Annotated in this window: 21 protein-coding genes and 1 riboswitch; of the genes, 13 read left to right on the top strand and 8 right to left on the bottom strand. The window is 74.3% G+C overall.

The genetic code is table 11. The features are described from left to right. Positions 1-27: 27 nt before the first annotated feature. On the bottom strand, positions 28-696 hold the full coding sequence (locus JQX11_RS19555) for a carbonic anhydrase (protein ID WP_204926386.1): 669 nt from the start codon (positions 694-696) through the stop codon (positions 28-30). Positions 697-841: 145 nt separating this feature from the next. On the opposite strand from JQX11_RS19555, the gene JQX11_RS19550 reads away from it, so the two are divergent. From JQX11_RS19550 to JQX11_RS19535, 4 genes are all read left to right on the top strand, one after another. After that, entirely contained in the window at positions 842-1,846 is a 1,005-nt protein-coding gene (locus JQX11_RS19550) for an alpha/beta fold hydrolase (RefSeq protein WP_204926385.1), read from the top strand. Positions 1,847-2,054: 208 nt separating this feature from the next. Further along, a complete protein-coding gene (locus tag JQX11_RS19545; RefSeq protein WP_204926384.1) occupies positions 2,055-4,172 on the top strand; it encodes a HelD family protein in 2,118 nt (705 codons plus the stop codon). Positions 4,173-4,279: 107 nt separating this feature from the next. Then, complete coding sequence (locus tag JQX11_RS19540) at positions 4,280-5,194, top strand: cation diffusion facilitator family transporter (RefSeq protein ID WP_204926383.1); 915 nt, start codon at positions 4,280-4,282, stop codon at positions 5,192-5,194. A gap of 165 nt (positions 5,195-5,359) precedes the next feature. Continuing rightward, positions 5,360-5,491: riboswitch (cyclic di-AMP (ydaO/yuaA leader) on the top strand. A gap of 4 nt (positions 5,492-5,495) precedes the next feature. Further along, positions 5,496-6,554 carry a coiled-coil domain-containing protein gene (locus tag JQX11_RS19535; protein ID WP_204926382.1) on the top strand — a complete coding sequence of 353 codons (1,059 nt, stop codon included), beginning with the start codon at positions 5,496-5,498 and terminating at the stop codon, positions 6,552-6,554. Positions 6,555-6,626: 72 nt separating this feature from the next. Here JQX11_RS19535 and JQX11_RS19530 read toward each other — a convergent pair whose 3' ends face one another. Together JQX11_RS19530 and JQX11_RS19525 are read right to left on the bottom strand one after the other, a co-directional pair. Beyond that, positions 6,627-7,094, bottom strand: a complete 468-nt coding sequence (locus tag JQX11_RS19530) for an SRPBCC family protein (RefSeq protein WP_204926381.1) — start codon at positions 7,092-7,094, stop codon at positions 6,627-6,629. Positions 7,095-7,192: 98 nt separating this feature from the next. Next, positions 7,193-7,555, bottom strand: coding sequence for an STAS domain-containing protein (locus JQX11_RS19525; protein ID WP_067309377.1), 363 nt, complete (start codon positions 7,553-7,555; stop codon positions 7,193-7,195). Positions 7,556-7,910: 355 nt separating this feature from the next. Here JQX11_RS19525 and JQX11_RS19520 point away from each other — a divergent pair, with 355 nt between their 5' ends. Together JQX11_RS19520 and JQX11_RS19515 are read left to right on the top strand one after the other, a co-directional pair. Continuing rightward, positions 7,911-8,054, top strand: a complete 144-nt coding sequence (locus tag JQX11_RS19520) for a hypothetical protein (RefSeq protein ID WP_204926380.1) — start codon at positions 7,911-7,913, stop codon at positions 8,052-8,054. 154 nt (positions 8,055-8,208) lie between these two features. Beyond that, complete coding sequence (locus JQX11_RS19515; RefSeq protein ID WP_088647175.1) at positions 8,209-8,607, top strand: hypothetical protein; 399 nt, start codon at positions 8,209-8,211, stop codon at positions 8,605-8,607. A 221-nt stretch (positions 8,608-8,828) separates the two neighbouring features. On the opposite strand, the gene JQX11_RS19510 is transcribed toward JQX11_RS19515, so the two are convergent. Both JQX11_RS19510 and JQX11_RS19505 read right to left on the bottom strand, forming a co-directional pair. Further along, on the bottom strand, positions 8,829-11,579 hold the full coding sequence (locus tag JQX11_RS19510; protein ID WP_204926379.1) for a cellulose-binding domain-containing protein: 2,751 nt from the start codon (positions 11,577-11,579) through the stop codon (positions 8,829-8,831). A 174-nt stretch (positions 11,580-11,753) separates the two neighbouring features. Beyond that, positions 11,754-13,775, bottom strand: coding sequence for a hypothetical protein (locus JQX11_RS19505; protein WP_204926378.1), 2,022 nt, complete (start codon positions 13,773-13,775; stop codon positions 11,754-11,756). Between the two features lie 221 nt (positions 13,776-13,996). Between JQX11_RS19505 and JQX11_RS19500 the strand changes: the two genes are divergently transcribed. Continuing rightward, the gene (locus JQX11_RS19500; RefSeq protein ID WP_204926377.1) at positions 13,997-14,494 is read left to right on the top strand and encodes a redoxin domain-containing protein; all 498 of its coding nucleotides are present in this window, start codon (positions 13,997-13,999) and stop codon (positions 14,492-14,494) included. Beyond that, entirely contained in the window at positions 14,491-15,036 is a 546-nt protein-coding gene (locus JQX11_RS19495) for a DsbA family protein (protein WP_204926376.1), read from the top strand. The genes JQX11_RS19500 and JQX11_RS19495 overlap by 4 nt, the downstream gene beginning before the upstream one ends. 220 nt (positions 15,037-15,256) lie before the next feature. Here the strand turns inward: JQX11_RS19495 and JQX11_RS19490 are convergent, their stop codons facing one another. Then, positions 15,257-18,289, bottom strand: a complete 3,033-nt coding sequence (locus JQX11_RS19490; RefSeq protein WP_204926375.1) for a winged helix-turn-helix domain-containing protein — start codon at positions 18,287-18,289, stop codon at positions 15,257-15,259. Positions 18,290-18,455: 166 nt separating this feature from the next. Here JQX11_RS19490 and JQX11_RS19485 point away from each other — a divergent pair, with 166 nt between their 5' ends. The 5 genes from JQX11_RS19485 to serS all read left to right on the top strand — a co-directional run bounded on the left by JQX11_RS19485 (position 18,456) and on the right by serS (position 24,182). Continuing rightward, positions 18,456-18,842 (top strand): hypothetical protein, encoded by a 387-nt coding sequence (locus JQX11_RS19485; RefSeq protein WP_232378170.1) that lies wholly within the window; start codon positions 18,456-18,458, stop codon positions 18,840-18,842. After that, entirely contained in the window at positions 18,839-20,011 is a 1,173-nt protein-coding gene (locus JQX11_RS19480; protein ID WP_204926373.1) for a zinc-dependent alcohol dehydrogenase, read from the top strand. The genes JQX11_RS19485 and JQX11_RS19480 overlap by 4 nt, the downstream gene beginning before the upstream one ends. A gap of 57 nt (positions 20,012-20,068) precedes the next feature. After that, positions 20,069-21,241 (top strand): saccharopine dehydrogenase family protein, encoded by a 1,173-nt coding sequence (locus JQX11_RS19475; protein WP_204926372.1) that lies wholly within the window; start codon positions 20,069-20,071, stop codon positions 21,239-21,241. A gap of 53 nt (positions 21,242-21,294) precedes the next feature. Further along, a complete protein-coding gene (locus JQX11_RS19470) occupies positions 21,295-22,380 on the top strand; it encodes a DNA polymerase III subunit beta family protein (RefSeq protein ID WP_372444611.1) in 1,086 nt (361 codons plus the stop codon). A gap of 515 nt (positions 22,381-22,895) precedes the next feature. Then, positions 22,896-24,182: a serine--tRNA ligase gene (gene serS, locus JQX11_RS19465; RefSeq protein WP_088647182.1), complete on the top strand. Its 1,287-nt coding sequence runs from the start codon at positions 22,896-22,898 to the stop codon at positions 24,180-24,182. A 79-nt stretch (positions 24,183-24,261) separates the two neighbouring features. Here the strand turns inward: serS and JQX11_RS19460 are convergent, their stop codons facing one another. Both JQX11_RS19460 and JQX11_RS19455 read right to left on the bottom strand, forming a co-directional pair. Then, positions 24,262-25,116: a cytochrome c biogenesis CcdA family protein gene (locus JQX11_RS19460; protein WP_204926371.1), complete on the bottom strand. Its 855-nt coding sequence runs from the start codon at positions 25,114-25,116 to the stop codon at positions 24,262-24,264. Continuing rightward, positions 25,116-25,739: a TlpA family protein disulfide reductase gene (locus JQX11_RS19455; protein WP_204926370.1), complete on the bottom strand. Its 624-nt coding sequence runs from the start codon at positions 25,737-25,739 to the stop codon at positions 25,116-25,118. Before JQX11_RS19455 ends, JQX11_RS19460 begins: the two co-directional genes overlap by 1 nt. Positions 25,740-25,753: the final 14 nt, after the last annotated feature.

Below are 25,753 nucleotides of genomic sequence, written 5' to 3'. Positions count from 1 at the left end.
GGCGGTTCCGCGTCTGCACCGGCCGGGTCAGGCTCCGTCGTCGAGCAGGGTGACCTCGCCGGTGTCCAGGTCGTACAGGGCGCCGACGACGTCCACCCCACCCGCCGCGACCGGGCCGGCCAGCATGTCGTCGGCGCGCAGCGCCCGCACCGTACGGCGGACGTGCCGGCGTACGGCCAGCGGGTGCACGGCCGGGTCGTGCGGCCCCGCCTCGGTCACCGCCGGGGTGATCCGCTCGACCAGGTAGCCCAGGTCACCGTCCGGACGCCGGCCCGTCAAAACGCTGTCCACCGTCGCGGCGACCGCGCCGCACCGTTCGTGCCCCAACACCATCACCAGGGTGACCCCGAGCTGCGCCACCACGTACTCGATCGAGCCCCGCACGGCCCGGTCGAGCACGTGTCCCCCGGTACGGATCACGCAGATCGACCCGAAGGTCTGGTCGAAGATCGCCTCCAGCGGCACCCGTGAGTCGATGCAGCCGAGCAGCACCGCGTACGGCTGCTGGTCGCCGGAGGCCACGGCTGCGGCGGCGGTCACGTCGTGCCCGTGGACCGGTCGGCCGCTGACGAAGCGCCGGTTGCCGGTGAGCAGCTCGGCCAGCGCCGCCCGGGGGGTACGCGCGGCCCGGGGCGGCCCGGCGTCGACGGACGGCCGGTCGGGGGTCCGGGCGGCCCCGGTGGGCGGACTCGGCATGGCTACAGACTGACCGCCGGGCCGACCTCGTGCGGGCGGGTCGGGAATCTTCTCACCGACACGGTTGGCGTGGTCTGATGTCGGGTAGCCGGTGTTACCGCCGGGTTACGCCGGTGAATGTGTCCCGGGTGCCTGGGAGGTGGCGATGCCGGAGCAACGGGAGTTGCGGCTGCCCGACGGGGTACGCCTGCACGTCGAGGTGACCGGCCCGGTCGAGGCCGAGGTGACCGTGGTGCTGCTGCACGGCTGGACGCTCGACGGTCGGGCCTGGCACCGGCAGCTCACCGACCTGCGCACCCGCTTCGGCGACCGGATTCGGGTGGTCACCTACGACGCCCGGGGGCACGGCCGGTCCAGCTGCATGGCGCTGCGCACGGCGACCCTGGCCCAGCTCGGCGACGACCTCGCGGCGGTGCTGGACGAGGTCGCCCCGGCGGGGCCGGTGCTGCTCGTCGGGCACTCGATGGGCGGGATGAGCGTGATGGAGTACGCCCACCGGCACCCGTCCCACTTCGCCGCCCGTACGGCCGGGCTGGTTTTCGTCTCCACCACCGCCGAGGGCCATTCCCACACGGTGTACGGCCTGTCGCCGCGGATCGCCCGGCTGATCCGGCTCGCCGAGACCACCGGGGCCGGGGTGCTGGCCCGGTGCGGCTCCTGGCGGCCACCCCGCCCGCTGTTGCGCGCCCTGGCCCCAAGCATCAGGTGGATGCTGTTCGGCGACCGCTGCTCCGGCGCCGACATCCGGCTGGTCACCTCGGCGGTGGCCCGCGCCTCGCTGCGCTCGATCGGTGGTTTCCGCGCCTCGATCGGCGCCCAGCACCGGCTGGCGACGCTCGCGGCGTTGGCGCACCTGCCGGCGGCGGCGCTGGTCGGGGACCGGGACCGGCTGACCCCGCCGCCGTGTGCGGAATCGATCGCGGCGGCGCTGCCGGCCACCGAGCTGACCGTCTGCCCCGGTGCCGGGCACATGCTGATGATGGAGCGCCCGGACGAGGTGAACGCCGCCGTCGCCGGGGTGCTCGACCGGGTGCTGTCCGCCGCCGGGGCTACGCCACCGGGGCCCCGTCGTCCTGCCGACGCCCCGGCCGGCCGGGCGTCCGCCGGCGTCCCGGGCGACCCGGCGTCCGCCGGGCGGACGACGCGCTGAGCCGACCCGCCGTCGCCCCGCGCGGCCGCGCCCCGGCGGGTCGGCCCGCGCGTGGGGGCGGACGACCTCCACCCCGGGCAGGCGGCGCGGTGGTGGTGGAGGTCGCGGTACGGGTATCGGCCCGCCGGGGGGTGGGCGGCTGCCCGTACCCTCATTCCGCCTGGCGTGCACCCGCGCCCGGCGTCGCCGTCGCACAGGAGCCGGTACGTTGACCGACCAGACCACCCTGGAGCAGGAGATCGCCGCCGAGCAACGGCATCTCGACCGGGTGTACGCCCGGCTCGCCGAACTGCGCCGCTCGGCCGCCCGCGCCGAGCGGGACGGCTACCGGATGGCCGGGGTCGGCACCTTCGGTGCGCTGGTGGAGCGGGACGCGATGGTCTTCCACGCCGCCCAGCGCCGGCACCTGTTGGACGCCGAGCACGAGGGGCTGGTCTTCGGCCGGCTGGACCTGCGCGACCGGCAGGTGCTGCACGTCGGGCGGCTCGGGGTGCGCGGTGACGACGCCGAGACGCTGGTGGTCGACTGGCGGGCCCCGGCCGCCGCCGCCTTCTACCGGGCCACCCCGGCGGAGCCGCTGGGGGTGGTGCGGCGGCGCACGATCAGCTCGTCGGACGAGAAGGTCACCCGGATCGAGGACGACCTGCTCGACCCGGAGGCCGCCCCGCCGGACATGCCGGTGGTCGGTGACGGGGCCCTGCTGGCGACCCTGTCCCGGGCGACCGGCCGGGGGATGCGGGACATCATCGCCACCATCCAGCGGGAGCAGGACGAGGCGATCCGGTCCCCCGGCTCGGGGGTCACCATCGTCTCCGGCGGGCCGGGCACCGGGAAGACGGCGGTGGCCCTGCACCGGGCGGCGTACCTGCTCTATGCAGACCGCAGCCGGTACGCCGGCGGCGGCATCCTGGTGGTCGGCCCGTCGACGGTGTTCGTGGAGTACATCGCCTCGGTGCTGCCGTCGCTGGGCGAGGAGACCGCCACCCTGCACTCGCTGGGGTCGCTGTTCCCCGGCCTGTCGGCGACCCGCACGGACGGGCCCGAGGTGGCGGCGGTGAAGGGTTCGCTGCGGATGCGGCGGGTGCTGGAGCGGGCGGCCCGGGACGCGGTGCCGGATGGCCCGCAGGAGTTGCGGCTGCTCTACCGGGGTGCGCTGCTGCGGCTGGAACGGCGCGAACTGGACGGCATCCGGGACCGGGCGCTACACCGGGGGGCCCGCCGCAACGAGGTCCGCCGGGTCGGCTTCGACGGGGTGCTCGCCGCGTTGTACGCGCAGGCCCGGCGGTCGGCCGTCGCCGGCCTGCCCGAGCAGCCCGCCTTCGAGGACGAGATCATCGAGCGGCCGGAGTTCCGGGAGTTCCTCAAGGCGTGGTGGCCCCGGCTGCATCCCCGGCACGTGCTGGGCTGGTTGGCCCGGCCGGAGCGGCTGCACCGGTACGCGGCCGGCGTCCTGTCCCGGGCGGAGGTCGGGTTGCTGGTGCAGGCGTACCGGTCGCTGGACACCGAGGGGTTGACGGTGGCCGACATCGCCCTCCTCGACGAGCTGGACGCGCTGCTGGGCCAGCCGGTCCGTCCGAAGAAGGCCCGGCGGGACCCGTTCCAGCTCGCCGGTGGCGTCCGGGAGCTGAGCACCTTCGGGGAGCGGCAGCGTGCCGCGCGGGCGGCGGCCCGGGAGCGGCCGGAGGACTACCGGGACTACGCGCACGTGGTGGTCGACGAGTCGCAGGACGTCTCGCCGATGCAGTGGCGGATGATCGGCCGGCGCGGTCGGCTCGCCTCCTGGACGGTGGTGGGTGATCCGGCGCAGACCGCCTGGACGGGTGACCAGGCGGAGCTGGACCGGGCCCGGGACCAGGCGCTGGGCCGGCGGCGGCGGCACCGGTTCACGCTCTCCACCAACTACCGCAACTCGGCGGAGATCTTCGCGGTGGCGGCGGCGGAGATCCGCCGGCTCTACCCGGACCTGGAGTTGCCGAGCGCGGTGCGCTCCACCGGGGTGGATCCGGTGGCGCTGCACGTGCCGGCGGCGGAGCTGGCCCGGACGACGGCCGACGCGGTGGACACGCTGCTGGCCGAGGTGGCGGGGACGGTCGGCGTGATCACCCCGGTGCCCCGTCGCGACGAGGTCGCCGGCTGGTTGGGCGACCGGGGTGGGGCGCGCCTGCAGGTGGTGACCAGCCTCCAGGCCAAGGGCATGGAGTACGACGGGGTGGTGCTGGTCTGCCCCGGCGAGATCCGGGCCGATCCGGGCTCGGGGGTGCGGACGCTCTACGTGGCGTTGTCCCGGGCGACCCAGCGCCTCACCACCGTCGAGCCGACCGGCTGACCGACCGGCACCCGGCCCACCTGGCCGGACGTCCGACCATCACTTGCATACATAGCGATGTGAGCATAGATTGGAGCGGGTCCGCAGCGGCGACGGAGGGTGTGGACGTGGGCGCAGGTCATGACCACAGCGCGACGGTGAGCAACGCCGCGCACCGGCACCGGGGTCGACTCTGGGCGGCGTTCGGGCTGCTCGCCGTGCTCATGGTGGTCGAGGCGGTGGCCGCCTTCGGCACCGGCTCGCTGGCCCTGCTCTCCGACGCGGGGCACATGTTCACCGACGTGCTCGGCATCGGGATGGCGCTGGCCGCGATCACCGCCACCCGGCGGGCCGCCCGGGACCCGCAGCGCACCTTCGGCCTCTACCGGCTGGAGGTGCTCGCCGCCCTGGCCAACGCCGTCCTGCTCAGCGGGGTCGCGGTCTACGTGCTGATCGAGGCGGTCCGCCGGTTCGGCGAGCCACCCGAGGTGCTGGCCGGCCCGATGCTGGTGGTGGCGGTGCTCGGCCTGCTCGCCAACATCGTCGCGTTCGGCCTGCTGCGGGAGGGCGCCAAGGAGAGCATCAACCTGCGCGGGGCGTACCTGGAGGTGCTCGGCGACCTGCTCGGTTCGGTCGGGGTGATCGTGGCGGCGCTGCTGATCGCCGGCACCGGCTGGTGGTGGGCCGACCCACTGGTCGCCGTGGCGATCGGCGTGTTCATCCTGCCCCGCACCTGGCGGCTCGGCCGGGCGGCGGTGCGCATCCTGGTCCAGGCCGCCCCGGAGCACCTGCCGGTGACCGCCGTGCACGACCGGCTGACCGCCGTGCCCGGTGTCGCCGAGGTGCACGACCTGCACGTCTGGACGCTCACCTCCGGCATGGACGTCGCCTCGGCCCACCTCACCCTGGCCGGTGACGCCGAGGTCGGCGCGGTGCTGGCGGCCGCCCGGGGCGCCCTGCGGGAGGACTTCCACATCGAGCACGCCACCCTCCAGGTCGAGCCCGGGGCGAGCCCCGGCGCATGCGGCCCCGCCCACTGGTGACCCCGCCCCGGGCCGGACGGTCAGCCCCGCCGGGTACTCCCGCACAGAGATCGCGGAAATTTGCGTCGTTTGAACCTTTTGAGGGTATTCACTCTCGTACCCTCAGTCACGAGGTAGGCAGGCGTCACTCGCGTACCGGTAGGCTCGGCCCCGGTCTCCGCCAGGCAGAGGCCGCCGCCTAATCGCCCGCCCGGGCGAACCGGGGAACCACGTTCCTGGGGTGCATCCGCGTCAGCGGTAGGGATCTTCCGTCCCGAACCCGTCAGCTAACCCGGTCGGCGGCTGACGGAAGGACATCCGCATGCACGTACGCACCACCACGCGGCTGCTGGCCGCAGTCGTCACGGCGTTGGCCCTGGGCGTGTCGGCCGCACCGTTCACCCCGGCCGCCGCCGCGCCTGCCACCCGGCTCGCCGCCCCCGGCGACGACGACGAGGGCGGCACCCCGGCGCTGCGCGACCAGCTCGACGCCGCCAGCAAGGGCTGGCTGGAGGCCAAGGCCGCCCTGGAGCGCTCCACCAAGCGCCAGCAGGAACTCGACGGACAGCTCAAGACCATCGAGGGGCAGCTGGTCACGCAGACCGCCAAGGTCGGCGAGATCGCCGGCGCGGCCTACCGCACCGGCCGGCTCGGGCCGATGTCCGCCCTGCTCAACAGCAACACCCCGAGCGGTTTCCTGGACCGCGCGGCGGCGCTGGAGACGGTCGCCACCCGGGAGGACCAGGAACTGCGCACGATGATCGAGACCCGGGACCAGGCCACCCGGACCCGGGCGGCGGTCACCCGGGAGATCACCGAACAGCGCAAGCAGGTCGCCACCATGGGCAAGCGCAAGGAGCAGGCCGAGCGGGCGCTGGCGGTGGCCGCCGCCGACAAGCCGGCCCCCACCTCCCGCGACTCCGGCAGCTCGGACGGCACGTCCACCAGCAACGCCAAGGGCGCACCCCGCAACTCCGACGGCTCCTGGCCGTCCGAGTCGTGCAGCGTCAACGACCCGACGCCGGCCAACGGCTGTATCACCCCGCGTACGCTCAACGCCCTGAACCAGGCCAAGGCGGCCGGTTTCACCAGGTACGTCTCCTGCTACCGGCCCAGCGGCTCCGGCGAGCACCCCAAGGGCCGGGCGTGCGACTTCGCCGCCCAGAAGGGCGGCTTCGGCGGGGTGGCCAGTGGCGGCGACCGGACGTACGGCAACAACCTCGCCGCGTACTTCATCCGCAACGCCGACCGGCTCGGTGTGCTCTACGTGATCTGGTTCAAGCGGATCTGGCTGCCGAGCAGCGGGTGGAAGGCGTACAGCGGGGGCAACGGGGACCCGTCCAGCGACCACACCAACCACGTGCACCTGTCGATGATCTGATCCCGGCGCGGTGGCCCGTCCGCTCAGGGCGGGCCACCGCGGCGCGACCGTCCGGGCGGGTGTCGGCGGTCGTCAGCCGGCGGGGGGTGGGTCGCCGGCCCGGCTGTCCAGGACCGCGCCGAGGCGGCTGGCCAACCCCAGGTGGGCGGCGCGGGCCTGCCGGAAGGCGTAGCCGAACAGCGGGGCCGGCGCGGCGAGGGTGATCTCCACGTCGATCCGCAGCAGGTCACCCTCCATCCGCAGCCGGGTGTGGTTGCGTACGGTGGTGCCGGGCTGCTGGCGGGCCACTGTCACGATCTCGTCGTCGCCGGCCAGCAGCACGTCGGCCTGGTAGGTGACGGGGAACCGCAGCGGCCCCAGCTCCAGCCGGTCGGTGATCGCGTAGCTGGCCAGGGCACCCGGCCGGGCGGGCAGCCGGCGCACCCGGACGATCAGGGGATGCAGCTCCTCCTGCCGGGACAGGTCGCTCAGCAGCGCCATCGCGTCCGCCGGTGAGCAGCGCGCCTGCACCGTGTAGCTGAAGCTCTCCCGCCGGACCACCGGGCCTCCTGACCGTCGTCGGTCGCACGATCGTGCCGTACCGGAGACGGACTGGCAACGTCCCTGGTCAGTGGCGTCGACGCCGACCGGTGGCCCGGTCAGGCGCCGGGCAGGACCTCCGGGGTGGCGGCACCGGCGAAGTACGGCTCCGGGGCACCGAAGAGCCCGAGCAGGCCGGTGACCCAGAGCTGTCGGTGCACGAACCGGCTCGGCTCGGTGACGATCAGTTTGACGCCGCTGACCTCGGCGGTCTGGAAGCCGGCGACCATGGCGCTGATCCCGACGGAGTCGATGAAGGTGACGAGTCGCATGTTCAGCTCGATCCGCGCGGGCCGACCCTTGGCCAGCACCTCGGCGATCGCCTCACGTACCTCGTAGGCGGTGTCGACGTCGATCTCACCACGGGGGGCGATCTCGATGACACCGGCCGGCAGGACCGACTTCACGATCGACAGGCTCACGCGAGCACCTCCACTCGCCCGTCCCCGGGCGCCTCATCAGTACGCGGGCCGCGACCGAGAGTATTCCTCCGATGGCCTCGGTCGCCACCCCTCGGGATGAGCAATTCGCGGATCCGGACGGACCGGACCGTCCCTCTCCGCACCGTTGCTGGTCCTGTTCTCCTCAGACGAACGGCCCAGCTCGGCCGTTCCAACCGTCCCAGAGTAGCGGCCCCGGTCCACCGACACCCGGACGCGGTGCGCCGGGCGAGCCCCGCCGGCTCCCCGACGCGGCCCGCCGACTCCCCCGGTGCAGGTTGTGCGGGGTGCCTACCGTGGGCGAGAGATGGGTCACCACGATCGAGGAGACGGATCGATGCTCAGGAGACTGCTCGGGCTGGCCGGGGTCGGCGCACTACTCGCTCTCGTCCTGGCCTGCGGCTTCGGCGGCGGGGACGACGACGATGACGACGACGGGGACGATTTCGCCCGCGCCACCACCGTGGTCTCGGTGCGCTGAGCGGTGACGGTCACCCGTACGCACGGGTTTGCGACCCGGCCGGGCGGGGCACTGCTCGGACACCGGCCGGGTGACCGGTCGGTGCGAGGACCGCTGCGGCGCGGAGACGACCTCCGAAGTGGCCGCAGACTTCGGCATTCGAGGAGGTAACACGATGATCGGCAGCAACCTTCTGGAGCGCCGCAGCAAGCCCGAGCGGATCGCCGACCAGGCCTGGCACCACCTGCTCTCGGCGGTGGACTCCGCCGGTGACAGCGTCCGGGACGCCGCCCGGTCGGTCCGGGACTCGGGGCTGGCCGACGCCGGTGACCTGGTCGGCTCGACCGCCGACGAGGCCCGCCGTCGGGCGACGCTCGCCTTCGACGCGCTCGCCGGCCGGCGGCCGGCCCTGCCCTGGACCCTGCTGATCGGCGCGGCGCTGGTCGGCGCGGCGATCGGCTGGGCCGCCGGCACCGCCGCGCGGGCCGCCGGCAGCCGGGGTGACCGGGCCGTCGACGACATCGAGTTCGTCGACGTGGACCGGCCGAACTCCCCCGTCGGGCTGGACGACTGACCGCTCCACGGCACGCACAGGCCCCGGTCACGCTTCTCGGCGTCGACCGGGGCCTGCGCCGTCTTCGATCCGCCCCCGCTGGGGCGATGTTGCGGTAAAGACCCGGGGTGGATGCCGCGACTTCGCCACCACTGAGTCGACCACTCTCAGCCCGGACATGCCGCCGGCTCCGCTTCCCGGTCGGGGAGCGGAGCCGGCAGGTGTCGGATAGTTGATAGTTGTCAGCGGCTGGTGCAGGTCACCGCCGGAACCGCATTGGCGCCTGTCACGTTGGCGGTGAAGCCGATGCTGGTGCTCGCGCCACCCCCGAGCGCACCGTTCCACCCGGCGTCGCGCACCGAGACGTTCGCCCCGGTCTGGGTGAAGGTGCCGCCCCAGAGCGAGTTGACCGTCTGACCGTTGGCGAACGTCCAGTTCACCGTCCAGCCGGCGATCGCGCTGGTGCCGGTGTTACGCACGGTCACCTCACCCTGGAAGCCACCCGGCCACGACCCGGTCACCTTGTACGTCGCCGCGCACCCACCGGTGGGCGGCGGAGTCGTCGGCGGCGGCGTGGTGGGCGGAGGCGTCGTGGGGGGCGGGGTGGTCGGCGGCGGCGTGGTGGGAGGCGGGGTCGTCGGCGGCGGCGTGGTCGGGCCGGGGGTGGTCGGCGTCGGGGTGGGAGTGCCACCGAGCCGGTCGGCGACCAGGATGCCCCGGCCGTTGGTGCCCAGGTAGACCCGGCCGTAGACCCGGGGGTCACCGGTCAGCGCCTCGCCCGCGTTGCCGTACTGGTGCTGGTCGTCGTTGATCCGCACCCAGGCCGCGCCGGTGTTGTCGGAGCGGTAGACGCCGGCCTTGCCGTCGACGGTGCCGAAGGTGAACACCGCCGGATACGTCTGCCCGGGGGCGGCCTTGCCGAAGCCGACGTTCACCGCCGCCGACACACCGGCCAGCTTGGTGAAGCTGGCCCCGGAGTCGGTGGAGCGCCACAGCCCGCCCTCACCGGCCAGCCAGATGTCGCCCTCCTTGCCGGGCACCGCCTTGAACTTGACGTTCCCGGTGGCCGGCAGGCCGGTGGCGGCGGACGCGGTGAAGCTGGCCCCACCGTTGGTGCTGACGTAGAACTTGCCGGCGCTGAAGCCGTAGAACTTGTTCTTGTTGACGCGGTCGGACTCGACCACGGCATTGGCCGGGATGCCGGTGGCGGCGGTCCACGAGTTGCCGAACCCGACGGAACGGATCACCTGCTGCCCGGCGTCGCCGGGGGCCCAGACGAACTGGCTGCCGTCGGCGGCGGCGGCGACCGTGCCGCCGTTGTTGATCCCGCCCGGCTCGCTGCCCTGGAACCAGTTTGCCCCGCCGTCGGTGGAGAACGCGACGTGGCTGTCGTTGGGGCGGTCGGCGTCGGTGAAGTTACCGGCCCGGACCATCGTCGCCGGGTTCGCCTCGGCGTAGTCGAGGCTCGTGGTGGTGGTGAAGACCGGCTGGGTGAACAGCATCGGCGGCACCGCGTCCAGGTCGGTGTGCCGGAACCCGCCGATGTCACCGAGCCCGCTGATCAGCGGTGCCCCGGTGGGCGGGCTGATCAGGTCCTGCACGGCGGTCTCCTCCAGGCCCTTGACCATCGGCTTGATGGTGAGCTGGCCGCCGGTGTCCCACTTGGTGAGGTCGGTGCTGCCGTAGATGGTCGCGCCGGTGCCGTACATGAAGCGGTTGGAGTCGAACGGGTCGATCTCCACCGACTCGTTCATCCAGCCCAGCTTCGGGGACTCCTCCGGCGGGGCCGGGTTGGCCCCGAAGGTCAGCCACGGCACCGAGCTGATGTCCATCTTGAACTTCTTGGTGCGCTCCGGGTAGCTGCCGAACTCCCAGATCCGGCTCCAGGTCGCGCCGCCGTCGGTGCTGCGCCAGAAGATCGCGTCCGGCCACCAGGAGATCTGGGTGGCGACCATCAGGGTGTTCGGCTTCTGCCGGTCGATGGTCAGCCCCGAGTAGCCGAAGTAGGCGTCGCTGCTGGACGACGGGATCGGGCTGATCTGCGTCCACGCGCCGGTGGCCCGGTTGAACTTCCACACGTCACCTTTGCCCCCGTCGTACGGGCCGCCGGTGTCGCTGGTGGCGATGTAGAGGAAGCCGCCGACCGGGTCGACCACCCCCTTGTGGGCCAGGTAGCCGGTGGGCTGCCCGGCGATCCGCTCCCAGCTCGTGCCGCCGTTCGTCGAGCGGTACACCGGGTTCGCCTTGTCCGCCACGCCGACGTAGATGGTCTGCGTGGCATTGCCGGCCGTACCGGTGCTCTTGTCGAAGGTGACCCAGGTCAGACCCTGGTTCTGGCTCTGGTAGCCGGTGGTGTCGTTGGGGTCGGCCCGGTAGTTGCCGACGTTGGGGAAGTTCGCCACCTTGGCCCAGGTGACCCCGAAGTCGGTGCTGCGCCACAGGCCGTTGCCGCCCTCGGCACCGTAGTAGAGGATGCTGTTCTTGTTGGGGTCGACGGCGAGCCGCTCGCCCATGCCCCGGCCGGGCATGTTGCCGCCGTTCTTGAACGGCAGCGCGGTGGCCTGCCAGGTGGCGCCCTTGTCCGACGAGCGCAGGATCGCGCCGTTGTTCGGGTCCCAGTCGTTGGTGTACATGCCGACGGCCGCGTACACCCGGTTGGTCTGCACCGGGTCGGTGGCCAGGCTGACCACGCCGTTGTAGCCCCACTTGTCCGCGCCGACCCAGTCGAGCAGCGGCGTCCAGGACTGGCTGGCCTGCTCCCAGCGGTACGCGCCGCCGATGTCGGTACGCGCGTAGATCAGGTTCTTCTCGGTCTGGTTGAAGACGATGCCGGGGACGAAGCCGCCACCGTCGATCCGGACGTTCTTCCAGCTGTACGGCTCGGCCGCCGCCGCGGCGGCCGGTGTGGACGGTGCGACGGTGAACTGTACGGCCACGACGGCCGTCGCGGCGGCCAGCACGGTGGTGACCGCGCCGACGAGACTTCTCCGCATCTGCGGTTCCTCTCGGGATGCCAGGGTCAGGGTGCGACGCCCCGTGGGGACGTCGACGGGTGCGAAGAGCTGCCCTGGCTCCCCGCCGGCACGCTTGGCTCCCGCTGCCGAAGAAGAACCCAACAGTAACCGGTACGCCGCCGAATTAGGAAGCGCTCCCAACTAACTCGGCCATCAGAGCCGGTAGATGACGTCCTCGCCGACCATTTCGCGACTGATGCCCAACCCGTCCACCGGTCGGGCGGCCACGTCCGCCCACGGCGTGCCGGCCGCCCAGCCGGGCAGCAGCACCACCGTGCGCACCCCGACCTGCCGCAGGTACGCCACCGAGGTGGCGTCCGGGAAGGTCATGCTCGCCGCCCTGATCCGCTCCTGGGACTGCGGGGTGAACGAGGCGAGCCCGTTGACCACCTTGGGGAACCCGTCGGTGGACCAGAGCATCACGTGCAGTTCCCGGATGCCGTCGCTGGGCAGCACCAGCGCCGGGCCGGTCAGCCCGCGCAGCACGGCCGGCTGCTCCGGCGCGGGCACGTGCGGGGTGCGGTTGACCCCCTCCACCAGCACCAGCAGTAGCGGCACCAGCAGCGCCAGGCGGGCCAGCCGCCACTGCCCGCCACCGCGCTTCGGGGCGGGTTGCCGGGGGGCCGCCTGTTCGGCCGCCGACCCGGACCACGCCGCCGACCGCAGCGCCGGCCGTGGTCCCGCTCCCGCCTGCGCCGGTGCGGACGCCTCCACCAGCACGGGCACCCCCGCCGGCCGCAGCGCCGGCACGGGCGGCTCCGACCCGGGTTCCGCGTCCGACCCCGGCGGCTGCTCCCCGGCCGGCCCTGCCTTGTGCTCCGCGTCCGGTCCCGGCGGCTGCTCCCCGGCCGGCTCCGACCCCGGAGCCGGCTCCGCGCCGGGGCCGGTCTCCCGCGCCGGTTCGCGGACCGTCAGCGCCCCGGCGGCGAGCAGGCCGAGCAGCAGGGTCGTCCACAGCACCAGCCGGCCCGGGGTGCGCACCCCGTCCCAGCCCGGCGCGTGCTCGACGAGCGTCACGTACCCGGGGTTGCCGTCGCCACCGAACGTGGTGCCCGCCGCCAGCGCCACGCTGACCAGCGCCGCGCCGGCCAGCATCAGCCGGTGCCGCAGCCGCCACGCGGAGAAGAACAGCCCCGCCACCGCCAACGACAGCAGCACCACCCCGGGCAGCAGGGTCATCTCGCCCGGGAAACCGAGCGTGGCGCGGGCGGCCTCGTGCCGCTCCCCCCACAGCCAGGACTCCGGGGGCGCGGTGACGAACCCCCGCCACGGCGGGGAGAACATCTCGATCTGGGCCACCGTCCGCCGGCCGGACGGGTTGCGGGCCACCACCTCGAAGTACGGCGCCGCCATCGCCAGGGTCACCCCGGCGAACCCGATCCCGCCGGCCAGGTCGGCCAGGAGCAGGCGGCGAGGCACCACCGGCCGGGTCCGCCGCCGCAGCCACACCACGCCGTACGTGACCACCGCGCCGAGGCAGAGCAGACCCAGCACGTACGCGAAGGGCAGGCCGATGCCGAAGCCGAGGGTGACCTGCCAGGCGGCGACCGCCCACCCGGCGACCACCCAGCCGGGACGGACCCGGTCGGGGCGGTGGCCGTGCCGCAGCGACCAGCCGTGCCCCCGGGCCAGCATGGCCAGCGCGAGGGCGATCCCGCCGATGCTGATCACGTGCAGGTGCCCGGCCTGGGCGAGCTTCCACGGGGCGTACGCGAAGGCCACCCCGGCCACCGCCGCACCGGCCCGGCCGGCCCCCACCTGCCGGGCCAGCGCGTACGCCCCGAACAGGGCGAGGGCGTGGGTCAGCATGTAGAGCAGGTTGTAGCGGATCACGGCGGCCACCGGACCGTCCCCGATCATGCCGAACGGGGCGTACCCGAGCAGGGTGTCGGAGTAGGCGTAGGTGTACGGCTCGGGATAGAACGTGTTGGAGTGCCAGACCTGCAACGGGTTGGTGAGCAGGGCGTGCCCACCCCAGGCCACCTGCCACGCCTGCAACGTCGGGTCGCCGGTGTCCTGCGGGATGGTGCTCGCCGGATCACGCAGGGTCGGCCAGGTCAGCACCACGGCCAGCAGCAGCGCGCCGAGCGCCGCCAGGGTCCACTCGTGCCGGGCCACCCGCCACGACAGGCCCGCCAGCCGGCGACCGAAGACCCGCATCTGATCGACGTCCATCTCTCCACCCCGTCCTTCGCCGTCCGTCAGACTGCCCGAGTCCGATCCGGTTGTCGACACCGCGAACGCCCGAATTTCGCCACCGGCGCCCCTCCGACGGTCCGAATCCGATCTGACGACGCGGTGGGACGGGACGTGGTGGCGGGGCGGGACGCGGTGGGGCAAGGACCACCCGGGTCGGGTGAGCCGCCCTCACCCGACCCGGGGGGACGGTGGGCGACATGACTGGATCCGACGGGCTGATCCGACCCGGGACACCGGCCCCCGAATTCACCCTGCCGGCCACCCCGGACGGGCGACGGACCGGACCCGCGCAGTTCCGGGGGCGGCCGGTGGTGCTCGCCTTCTACCCCGCCGACTGGTCCCCGGTCTGCGGTGACCAGATGGCGCTCTACCAGGCCGCGATGCCGGAGTTCGAGCGGTACGACGCGGTGGTGCTGGGCATCTCGGTGGACAGCCTCTGGTCGCACCGGGCGTTCACCGAGGCGAGGGGCGTCCGGTTCCCGCTGCTGTCCGACTTCGAACCCAAGGGCGAGGTGGCCCGGGGCTACGGGGCGTACACGCCGCAGGGGCAGGCCGGCCGGGCCCTGGTGGTGCTCGACCCGGCCGGGACGGTGGCCTGGAGCTACCTGTCCCCCGCCGAGGTCAATCCGGGCGCCGACGGCGTCCTCGACGCGTTGGAGCACCTCGGCACCGGACGGCAGGTGGTGACCCGATGAGCACCCCGTTGCAGGTCACCGCCCGACTCCGGGTGCCGGTGACCGATACCGACCATGTCCGTGGGCCACTCGACGCCCCGGTCACCCTCGTGCAGTACGGCGACTTCCAGTGCCCGTACTGCGGGGCGGCGTACCCGAACCTGGCCGAGGTGCTGCGGCAGCGGCGGGACACCGTCCGGCTGGTCTACCGGCACTTCCCGATCACCAACCTGCACCCGTACGCCGAGCGGGCCGCCGAGGTGGCCGAGGCGGCCGCCCACCGGGACCGGTTCTGGGAGATGCACGACTGGCTCTACGAACACCAGGACCAACTGGACCCGGTGCACCTGTCGCTCGGCATGGCACAGGTGGGGCTCCCGCCGGACGAGGTCGACGCCGAGGTCGACCGGCACGTGCACGCCGACCGGGTACGACACGACTTCACCGGCGGCATCCGCAGCGGCGTCAACGGCACACCCACGCTCTTCGTCGGCGACGACCGGCACGACGGCCCACTCGACCTCCCCACCCTCCTCGCCACCGTGGACGCCGCCACCGCCTGACAGCCGGCCCCCGCCCGCGCGGCCGCACGGCCGCGCCCCGGCGAGCCACCCCGCCCTGCCCTGCCCCGCGCTGCTCCGCCCTGCACTGCTCCGGTGATCAAGAAGTTTGCGTCAGTTGATCAAGAGAGTTGAGTCAGCTTGAAGATCAACTTTGACGCAAACTTCTTGATCACCGGGGCGGGGCGGGGCAGACGGGCCGGGCACGCGGGGGTGGGTGGGGTTAGAGGAGGTGGAGGTCGCGGGCTCGGCGGACGGCTTCGCGGCGGCGGGTGGCGTCGAGCTTGCGGTAGATGTTGCGGACGTGGGTCTTGACGGTGTTGACCGACAGGGACAGTTCGCTGGCGATCTCCACGTTGGACAGGATGCTCTGCAGGTACCGCAGGATGGTCAGCTCCCGCTCGGTGAGCGGCTCGTCCAGGGGGCGCTCCGGGTCGCCCTGCCGGGAGTCGGCCGGTCCGCCCCGGGTGCCGTACGCCCCCTGGCCGGGCGGCGGCGTGGCGTCCCGCACCAGGTCGCTGACCTGCGGCCAGTACGCCGTACCGGAATCCAGGTGGGCCGCGAGCAGTTCCCGGACCTCCGGCTCGGCCCGGGTGAAGACCCGTCGGTGGCCGTGCCGCCCGGCCAGGTCCAGCACCCGCTCCAGCAGCCGCCCGGCCCGGCGTTCGTCACCGGCCCGTCGGGTCAGCAACGCGTCCAGGACCCCGGCGGCGAGCCGTACCGGCAACGGCCAGTCGGCAGCGCCCGGGGCGTCCCAGTCGGGCAGGGCGTGCCGGGCGGCCCGTAGGTCACCGGCCCGCAACTCGACCCGGGCCAGCGCCAGCGCCAACACCGGCACCGGGTCCGGCCCGAGGGCCCGCTCACCGAGCAACCGCCGGGCCGTGTCCACGTCGCCCTGTTCGCCGCGCAGGTCCGCCTCCAGCGCCAGCAACCGGTCGGCCAACTCCCCCGCACCGCCGAACCCCACCGCACCGCCGAACCCCGCAGCACTGCCGGCCACCACCGCATCGCCGAAGACTCCAGAGGCTCCGGCCGCATCCGCACCACCGGGCAGTGCCGGGTCGCCGGGGGACGTCGATCTGCCGGCGGTCAGCTCGTCGCGGGCGCTCAGCACAGCCGTCGTCGCCGCCGCCGGCTCGCCCGCGTCGCGGAGCAGGGCGGCCCGGCACAGCGCCGCCACCGCCCCGGCCGGGGCCGTCCCGGTGACCGCGCCGGCCGCCGCCAGCTCGGCGGTCGCCTCGGCGGGCTCGTCCCGGTACACCGCCACCAGCGCCAGCGCCAGGTGTGCGTGACCGCAGTCGACCCGACCCGACCAGCCCTGGCAGCAGGGCATGGCCAGGGCCGCCCGCGCGGTCTCCTCGGCCGGCGTCAGCTCACCGGCGAGGGCGAGCAGCAGTGCTGCCCGGCTCGCGCCGACCAGCTCGGTCCGGGGGCGGCCGGCCCGCCGGGCCGCCGCCAGCGCAGCCCGGAACCACGCTCCGGCCCGTCCCAGTTCCCCCTCGGCCAGGTCGGTCAGGCCGAGCGCGGTGCCGGCCACCGCCCGGACATCGGCGTCGTCCCTTCCGGTCCGGGGATCACCGCCGGTGGCGGGGGCATCACCGGTCACCGCACCATCGCCGACCGAGAGGTCGGCACCGGCCGGCGGGTCGCACGTAGCGGCGCCGGCCGGCGGGCCAGCAGAAACGTGGGTGACGGAAGCCGGTCCGGCAGACACCCCCGAACCGGCAGGTAGCGCCGAAACGGTGGCGAGCAGGCGGGCGGCGGCAGCGCGTACCGACGCAGGGTCGCCGGACAGCCGGGCCAGGGTGAGTTCCAGCGCCACGGCGAGCCGCCGGAACCGGTCCCGGCGCGGCACCGGCAGCGTGTGGGCGGCCTGCACCGCGTCCCGCAGCCGGGCGGTGGCCGCCGCCACGTCCCCGGCGTACGCCCGCTCGGTGCCGGCGGCCAGCGCCAGCTCCGGGTCGCGGCGCACCGCCCCGGCGGGCGGCGGCGGGGGCGGCGGCAGTCCCGGTGGCTCCCGCTCGTACGGGACCAGCTCCGGCCAGTGGGCCAGCAGAAGTTCGGTGGCGCGGTCCCACTGCCCGGCGGTCAGGGCGTGGTGCAGCGCGTCGGCCGGCCGGTCGTGGTCGGCGTGCCAGTCGGCGGCCCGCCGGTGCAGCTCGTCGCGTTCCCGCCCGTCGAGGCCGGCGAGTTCCTCACGCAGCAGGTCGGCCAGCATGGGGTGTGGCCGGTACCAGGGTGGGTCGCTGTCGTCGCGGTGCAGGAAACCACCGTCGCGGGCCAGTCCGGCCAGGAGCTGACCGGCGTCGGGGCGTCCGGTCAACGCGTCGGCCAGGTCGGCGCGGACCGCCCCGCCGACGGCGCAACGGAGCAGCGTCTCCCGGGCCGGCACCGGCAACGGGGTGAGCACCTCGGCGCGCAGGTAGGCGGCGACGTCCGGGTGGTCGCCGCCGAACCGTCGTACCCAGCGTTGCGGCTCGGTCTGGCCCCGGGCGGCCAGCGCGGCGAAGCGCAGGCCCGCCGGCCAGCCGCCGGTGCGTTCCCGGAGCCGGGCGACCGCCACCGCCGGCAACGGCACCCCGTGCGCCACCAGCAGGTCGGCCACCTCGTCGGTGGTAAAGGCCAGGTCGTCGGGGCCGATCTCGGTCGGCTCCCCGGCCAACCGCAGCCGGTGCAGGGCCGGCGGCAGGCCCGTCCGGCCGGCGGCGAGGAGACGCAGCCGCCCGTCGGCGTGCCGGAGCAGGAACTCCAGCCCGGTGAGGACGTCCGGATCGGTCACCCGGTGCAGGTCGTCGAGGATCAGCCGGGTGGGGCGTTCCCGGGCGGCCAGTGCGGCGGCCAGCGCCTCCAGGCCGTCGGGCCGCCACGGACCGGCCGGGGCGGGCGGGGGCTCGTCCGGTTCGGCCCGGAGCGCACCGCACAGGGCCCGGGTGAGGTACGCCCACAGTCGCTGTCCGCTGTCGCCGGCCTCGACCTGCACCCAGGCCACCGGGTGCCCGGTCGACGCCGCGGCCTGCGCCCCGGCGGTGAGCAGTGTCGTCTTGCCCCAGCCGGCGGGCGCGCGGACCACGGTGAGGATGCCGGCGGCCCCGTCGTCGAGGCGGGCCAGCAGCCGGGGCCGCAGCAGCATCGGCTCGGGCGGGGCGGGCGGGGCGAGCCGGGAGGCCAGCAGCGGCGGCTCGACGGACGCCGGGGTGGTCGCGGCGTCGCCGGGGTGGGGTGTCGGGTCGACCGCCCGTACGGGCTGCTGCGGCATTGCACCCCACCCCCACTCGGCGCGTTCCTCCCCCGGTCGGCGGCGGTTACCCGGCGCGGCCCGGTTCACCCCTTCGGGACGAGCCCGGTTCACCCGGGACGCGCCGACGATGGGCGAACCGGAGGGCCACCGGGCAGATCCCCGGCAGGAGAGGCGGGTGGTACGGATGGGACGGCTGACCCGGGGCGCGGTCATCCTCGCCGCCACGGCGGCCGGGTCGGGGCGTTGGCAGGTGGTGACGGTCGGCGTCACGGCGGCGGAGCTGCTGCCCGACGGGCGGTGGCCGGAGCCGCTGCGACCGCTGGCCGGTGCCGTGGAGCTGGAGCTGCGGCCGGCCCCCGGCGGGCGCGGCACCGAGTTGGCCGTCCGGCCGCTCGGTGGGCTCGCCGCCCTGCCCGGGATGGCCGCCCACCTGGTCGGCGACGACCCCGACGGATACCTGCGGCAGGTGTTGCGCGCGGTGCGGCAGCTCGTCGAGACCGGTGAGGTGCTGCGTGCCGACCGGCCGGCCGTCGAGCGGTCCGCCCCCGACCTGCCGGTGGTGCCCGGATGAGGGCGCTGTGCTGGGAGGGCGTCGACCGGCTCGCGGTACGCCAGGTGCCCGACCCGGAGTTGCGCAACGCCCACGACATGATCGTGCGGGTACGGCGCAGTGCCACCTGCGGGACCGACCTGCCGTTGCTCGCCGGTCGGGTGCCGGGCCTGGCCGCCGGTGACGTGCTCGGACACGAGTTCCTGGGCGAGGTGGCCGAGGTCGGCCCGGCGGTGCGCCGGCACCGCGTCGGCGACCGGGTGGTGGTCTGCGCCGCCGTGGCCTGCGGGAGGTGCTGGTACTGCCGGCAGGGGTTGTACTCCTGCTGCGACAACGGCGCGACCGGCGCGGCGGTCACCGAGGCGACCTGGGGGCAGCCCACCGGCGGCTGCTACGGCCATCCCCGTACAGCGGGCGGGTTCGCCGGCAGCCACGCCGAGTACGTCCGGGTGCCGTACGCCGACGTGGGGGCGTTCACCGTGCCCGACCCGGTCAGCGACGACCGGGCGGTCTTCGCCTCGGACGCCGCTCCCGCCGGGTGGATGGGTGCCGAACTGGGTGCGGTCCGCCCCGGTGACGTGGTGGCGGTGTGGGGGGCGGGTGCGGTGGGTCAGCTCACCGCGCAGGCGGCGACGGCGCTCGGCGCGGACCGGGTGATCGTGATCGACAGGTATCCGGAGCGGCTGCGGATGGCCGAACGGCACACCGGTGCCGAGACGCTGCACTACGAGCACACCGACGTCCCTGCCGAGCTGCGGGAACGCAGCGGGGGCCGGGGCCCCGACGTGTGCGTGGAGGCGGTCGGGGCGGCCGACGGCGGTGGCCGTCCACCGTCGCTGGCCGACCGGTTCACCGGCCGGGGCGGCCCGGTCGAGGACCCGTTGGCGGTGCGGGAGGCGGTGCACGCCTGCCGTAAGGGCGGCACCGTCTTCGTCTCGGGCACCTTCGGCGGCTTCGTGGACGCCTTCCCGCTGGGCGCGGTGATGCACAAGGGGCTCACCCTGCGCAGTGCCCGGCAGCACGGTCAACGGTGGATTCCGATGCTGCTGGACCGGATGGCCCGCGACGAGCTGCGTACCGAGCACCTGGCGACGCACCGGTTCGACCTGGAGGAGGGTCCGACCGGGTACGCGCTGTTCCGGGACCGCGCCGACGGCTGCGTCCGGGCGGTGTTCACCCCGCACGGCTGAGCCGCCGGGTGGCCCGCCCAGCCGGTGCGGGTCGGGCCCGGGTGGCACACTCGGCGGATGCGCCCCGACCGCCCGTACGACCTCGTCCTGTTCGGCGCGACCGGCTTCACCGGCGGGCTGACCGCCGAGTACCTGGCCCGGCACGCCCCGGCGGGGCTGCGCTGGGCGCTGGCCGGCCGCAACCCGGCGAAGCTGTCGGCCGTACGGGACCGGCTCGCCGCCATCGACCCGGCCCTGGCCACCCTGCCGCTGTTGACCGCCGACGTCACCGATGCCGGGTCGCTGCGTCCGGTGGTGGCGGGCACCCGGGTGCTCGCCACCACCGTCGGGCCGTACGTGCACCACGGGGAACCGCTGGTCGCCGCGTGTGCCGCCGCCGGCACCGACTATCTCGACATCACCGGCGAGCCGGAGTTCGTGGACCTGATGTACGTGCGGCACCACGCCGAGGCGGTGCGCACCGGGGCCCGGCTGGTGCACGCCTGCGGTTTCGACTCGGTCCCGCACGACCTGGGCGTCTGGTACACGGTCCGGCAGTTGGCGGCGGACGGGCCGGTCACCGTCGACGGGTTCGTCCGGGCCGGGGGGAGGTTCTCCGCCGGGACGTACCATTCGGCGCTCACCGCGTTCTCCCGTACCGCACAGACGCAGCGGGCGGCGCGGGCCCGGCGGGCGGTCGAGCCCCGGCCGGACGGACGCCGGGTCCGGGCGGTGGCCGGGAAGCTGGGCCGGTCGGCGGCGGTCGGCATGTGGGCGGTGCCGCTGCCCACCATCGACCCGCAGGTGGTGCGCCGGTCCGCCGCCGCCCGCCCGGAGTACGGCCCGGACTTCCGTTACCGGCACTTCGCCGCCGTCAAGCGGCTGCCGACGGTGCTGCTGGCCGGGGTGGGGATGGCCGGACTGGTCGGGCTGGTGAAGCTGCCGCCGACCCGGCGTTGGCTGCTCGGGCGGGTCGCCTCCGGGCAGGGGCCGAGCGCGCAGCAGCGGGCCCGGTCGTGGTTCCGGGTGCGGTTCGTCGGCGAGGGCGGCGGCCGGACCGTCCGCACCGAGGTGGCCGGCGGCGATCCCGGCTACGACGAGACCGCCAAGATGCTCGCCGAGTCGGCCCTCTGTCTGGCGTACGACGAGCTGCCCGCCACGTCCGGGCAGCTCACCCCGGTGGCGGCGATGGGGGACGCGCTGCTGGACCGGTTGGTCCGGGCGGGGATCACGTTCCGGGTGCTCCCGTAGCCGGCGGTGGCCGGTGCGGGCTTGACCCTCGACCTGGTTGAGGCGACAGCATCATGGGCGTGGAGAGCGAGCTGCTGAGCATCGGCGAGCTGGCCCGGGCCAGTGGCCTGACGGTCAGCGCGCTGCGGTTCTACGACCGGTGCGGGGTGCTGCCCCCGACGCTCGTCGACCCGGTGAACGGGTACCGCTGGTACACCGCCGCGCAGGTGACGCCGGCCCGGCTGGTGGCCGGCCTGCGCCGGGTCGGCATGCCGCTGGCCGGGATCACCGCCGCACTGCGGCTGCGCGACGATCCGGCGCGGGTCGGGCGGCTGCTCGACGCGCACCTGCGCCGGTTGGAGGACGGTCTCGCCGACGCCCGCCGCGAACTCTCCCGGGTCCGTGCCCTGATCGATCCCGAGGAGTCTTGGATGACCACCCGAATCACCCTGTCCCCCGCCGCCCTGGCCGCCGCCGTCGACGCCGTCCGGTTCGCCGTCGGCACCGACCCCGACCTGCCGGTGCTCGGTGGGGTGCTGCTGGACGTGGAGTCCGACGGCGTACGGCTGGTGGCGACCGACCGGTACCGGATGGCGCTGGCCCGGGCCGACGGCCGGGTGGACGGCCCGCCGGTGCGGGCGCTGCTGCCGGCGGCGGCCGTCGACGAGTTCCGGGCACTGCTGGACACCACCGGACAGGTGCGGCTGACCGTCGCCGACGGGGAGGTCACGGTCGCCGTCGCCGGGGTCGAGGCCCGCTCGGCGGTGCTGCCGTACGAGTTCACCGACTACCGGCGGCTGCTGCACCGCCCGGCGGACGCCACGGCCCGGCGGGTTCCGGTCGACGTGGCGACCCTGCGCAGCGCACTGCGGTCGGCCACCCCCACGGTGACCCGGGAGCACGAGGGGGTGGCGCTGCCGGTGACGGTGCTGGGGGTGGACGACCGCGACGGGCTGCGCCTGGTCGACGCCGCCGAACTGGCCGGGCCGAACCCGGCCGACCTGCTGGTCGGGGTGAACGGGGACTTCCTGCTCGACGCGCTGGACGCCGCCGGTGGCCCGCAACTGGTGCTGGAACTCGACGGCCCGATCGCCCCGCTGGCCGTGCGTCGTCCCGACGACGAGGACACCTTCTCGATCCTGATGCCGATCCGGCTCTGACCTCCGGTCTTTGGGGACGGTGGCCGCCTGTTCTGAGCGCTCCGGTGCGCTGCCTCCCGTGCGGACACGCCGGGCAATGCTGCCCGCCGTGCGGTCACACATGGTGACTATTCCTGCTCCCCGCCATTAGTGTTTCGCACGCTTTGCTCTGCTGCCATGACCGCGACAACCACGGCAGGTGACCGTCGCGTCGAGAGCAGCAGAGCAAAGCGTGCGAAGGAGGTTATCCAGGGGTCACCGCCCCCTGAGGAGTTTTCCCTGCTCACAAGCGCCAGCACGAGGGCGACCCCACTCAGGGCAGGAAAAACGGCCCCGATACCGGTCACCGAGAGTGAGAACAGGAGTTGAACCAGCCCCATCACCTTGGGTAACGGCGGGGGTGGCAGCACTCGGCCGGGCCGGGCCCGGGGTGCGGCGGCGCGTCGCAGGCTCAGACCGGGGCCCGGGGGCCAGCGGGCGCGACGGTAGCATCGGAGGGTCCCACCCTGACCGCCTGGACGGAGCTACGGAGCAGCATGCTCGACATGGAGTTGATCCGGAAGGATCGCGAGGCGGTGGCGACCGCGCTCGCGAAGCGACTGGATCCCGCCGAGGTCAACCGGGTCCTGGACGACATCCAGCGACTCGACCAGGAACGCCGCGCCCTGATCACGGAGATCGACGCCGAGCGGCAGCGCCGCAAGGCCGAGGCCCGGGCGTACGCGCAGGCGAAGCGGGCCGGCACCACGCCGGAGTCCGTCGCGCCGGAGGTCGAGCGTAAGCAGCTCGCCGAGCTGGAGTCCCAGCTCGACGAGGTGCAGTCCCGGCTGCGCGGCACGATGAGCGAGCTGCCCAACCTGCCCGCCGACGACGTGGTGCCCGGCGGCAAGGAGGCCAACCGGGTGGTGAAGACCTTCGGTGAGCCACCGGTCATCGAGAAGATCCGCGACCACGTGGAGCTGAGCCGGGCACTCGGCCTGGTCGACCACGAGCGGGGCGTCAAGCTCGGCGGTTCGGGCTTCTGGATGTACACCGGCCTGGGCGCCCGGCTGGAGTGGGCCCTGATCAACTGGTTCATCGACGAGCACGTGCGGGCCGGCTACGAGTTCCTGCTCCCGCCGCACCTGCTGCTCGACACCGCCGGTTTCGCCGCCGGCCAGTTCCCCAAGTTCTACGACGACGTCTACCACCTGGACCGGGAGTCCGCCCCGCGCGGGCAGTTCCTGTTGCCCACCTCGGAGACGGCGATCCTCGGCGCCTACCAGGACGAGATCCTGGAGACGTCGAAGCTGCCGCTGAAGGCGTTCGCGTACACCCCCTGCTACCGGCGGGAGGCGGCCGGTTCGCACTCCGACGAGCGCGGCACCGTACGCGGGCACCAGTTCAACAAGGTGGAGATCTTCCAGTTCACCCTGCCCGAGCAGGCCGACGCGGCGCTGGAGGAGATGCTCGCCCACGCGGAGAGCCTGGTCGAGAAGCTGGGCCTGCACTACCAGCGCAGCCTGCTGTCCGCCGGTGACGCCAGCGCCTCGATGAAGAAGACCCTCGACATCGAGGTGTGGATGCCGAGCACCGGCAAGTACAAGGAGGTGTCGTCGGTCTCCTGGGCCGGTGACTACCAGGCCCGCCGGGCCGCCATCCGGTACCGCGAGCCGGGCGGCAAGCAGACCCGCTTCGTGCACACGCTCAACGGTTCGGCGCTGGCCACCAGCCGGCTCTTCCCGGCCATCCTGGAGCAGTTCCAGCAGCCCGACGGCTCGGTGCTGGTGCCCGAGGTGCTCCGCGACCGGCTCGGCACCGACCGGCTCACCCCGCTGCGCTGAGGCGTCCGGTGAGGGGCGGGGCCTGCGGGCTCCCGCCCCTCACCGCACCCACCACCCGGCGACGACCGGCCCGCCGCGTTCACGCCCGTTCGGTGTCACCGGTCCGGATGCGGCTGCGGTGCAGCAGCGCCGCCACCGCGAGCAGCACGACCAGCAGCCCGGCGAGCACCGCCGGCCCGGCCGTGTCCAGCGCCGTCACCAGCACCCGTTGGATCCGGGCCGCGCCGACCACCACCGGGTCACCGAAGGCGTCGTGCCGGCCCTGGGCGAGGCGGACCTCGTACCAGCCGTACCAGGCGACGTAGCCGCCGGCGACGAGCAGCACCAGGCCGCTGAGCCGGAGCATCCACGCGCCGACGCCACGCAGCCCACGCACCACCCGGCCGCGCAGCAGCGCCACGCCGAGCGCCGCCACCGCCACCACCAGGCCCATCCCGATCGCGTACGCGACGAACAGTGCCAGCCCGCGCAGGGTCGAGCCGGCCTGGAGGCTGGTCACCACGATCGCCAGGAAAGGGGCGATGGAGCAGCTCAGCGACGCCAGCGCGTACGCCATGCCGAACAGCGCCATGGACGGCAGCGAACGGGTCAGCCGGGGGGCGCGGGCCGACGGACGCGGGGTGGGCAGCCGGCGACCGGCGAGCAGCCACAACCCGAGCGCCAGCAGGCCCAGCCCCAGGGTCACGGTCAGCCAGGGCAGCCGGGGGCGCAGCCAGTCGGCAAGCGGTGCGACGGCCAGCCCGAAGGCCCCGAACACCACGACGTACCCGCAGGTCAGTCCGGCCGCAGCGGTGAGTGCCCGGCCGACCGCGCCCCGACCGTCCGCCGGACCGGCGACCAGCAGCGACAGGTACGCCGGCAGCATCGCGAAGCCGCACGGGTTGACCGCGCCGAGCATCCCGGCGGTCAGTGCGAGCAGCAGCGGGCCGGTCATCAGCCGGCCAGGGCGGCGACCCGGCGGGTGAGGTCCTCGCCGTCGAGGAAGCCCTGGTGGACGACCTTCCCCTGCCGGTCGATGATCAGGAAGGTGCTCTGTTCGACGATCTCGAAGCGCCGCCACAGCGCGCCGGCCCGGTCGTCGATCTGGGTGGTGCCGCCGAGTTCGAACTCGGTGACGAAGCTGCGCATCGCCTTCTGCTCGCCGAGGCCGGCGACCCCGACGATCGGCACGGTGTCCCGGTACTTCGGGGCGATCTCGGCGACCGTCCACGCCTGGCTGGCGCAGGTGGCGCACCACGGTGCCCAGAACCACAGCACCACCGGGCGGCCGGCCAGCGCGGCGGCGGAGAACGCCGTACCGTCGAGGGTCCTGGCGGTGAAGCGCAGCGCGTCGGGCACCACGGCGGGTGCGCCGGTCGGGGTGGGTGCGGCGGACGACGGCGCTGCGGACGACGGCGCGGCGACCGGGACGGCGACCTCGGCGGCCGGCTGCGCCGACGTCGGCCCGACGGCGCAGGCCGAGGCGGCCAGCAGGGTGCCGGCGAGGGTGGCGGCGAGGGCGAGCCGGGCGGCCGGTCGACCCTCCGGCCCGTTGCTGGGTGACGACGACGACCGCATCCGGTGCTCCTCTC

Origin of the sequence: Micromonospora humida (assembly GCF_016901255.1) — a bacterium.
Classification (GTDB): domain Bacteria; phylum Actinomycetota; class Actinomycetes; order Mycobacteriales; family Micromonosporaceae; genus Micromonospora; species Micromonospora wenchangensis.
Note: the sequence above shows the minus strand (reverse complement) of the source record. Positions and strands in the feature narration are given on the sequence as shown.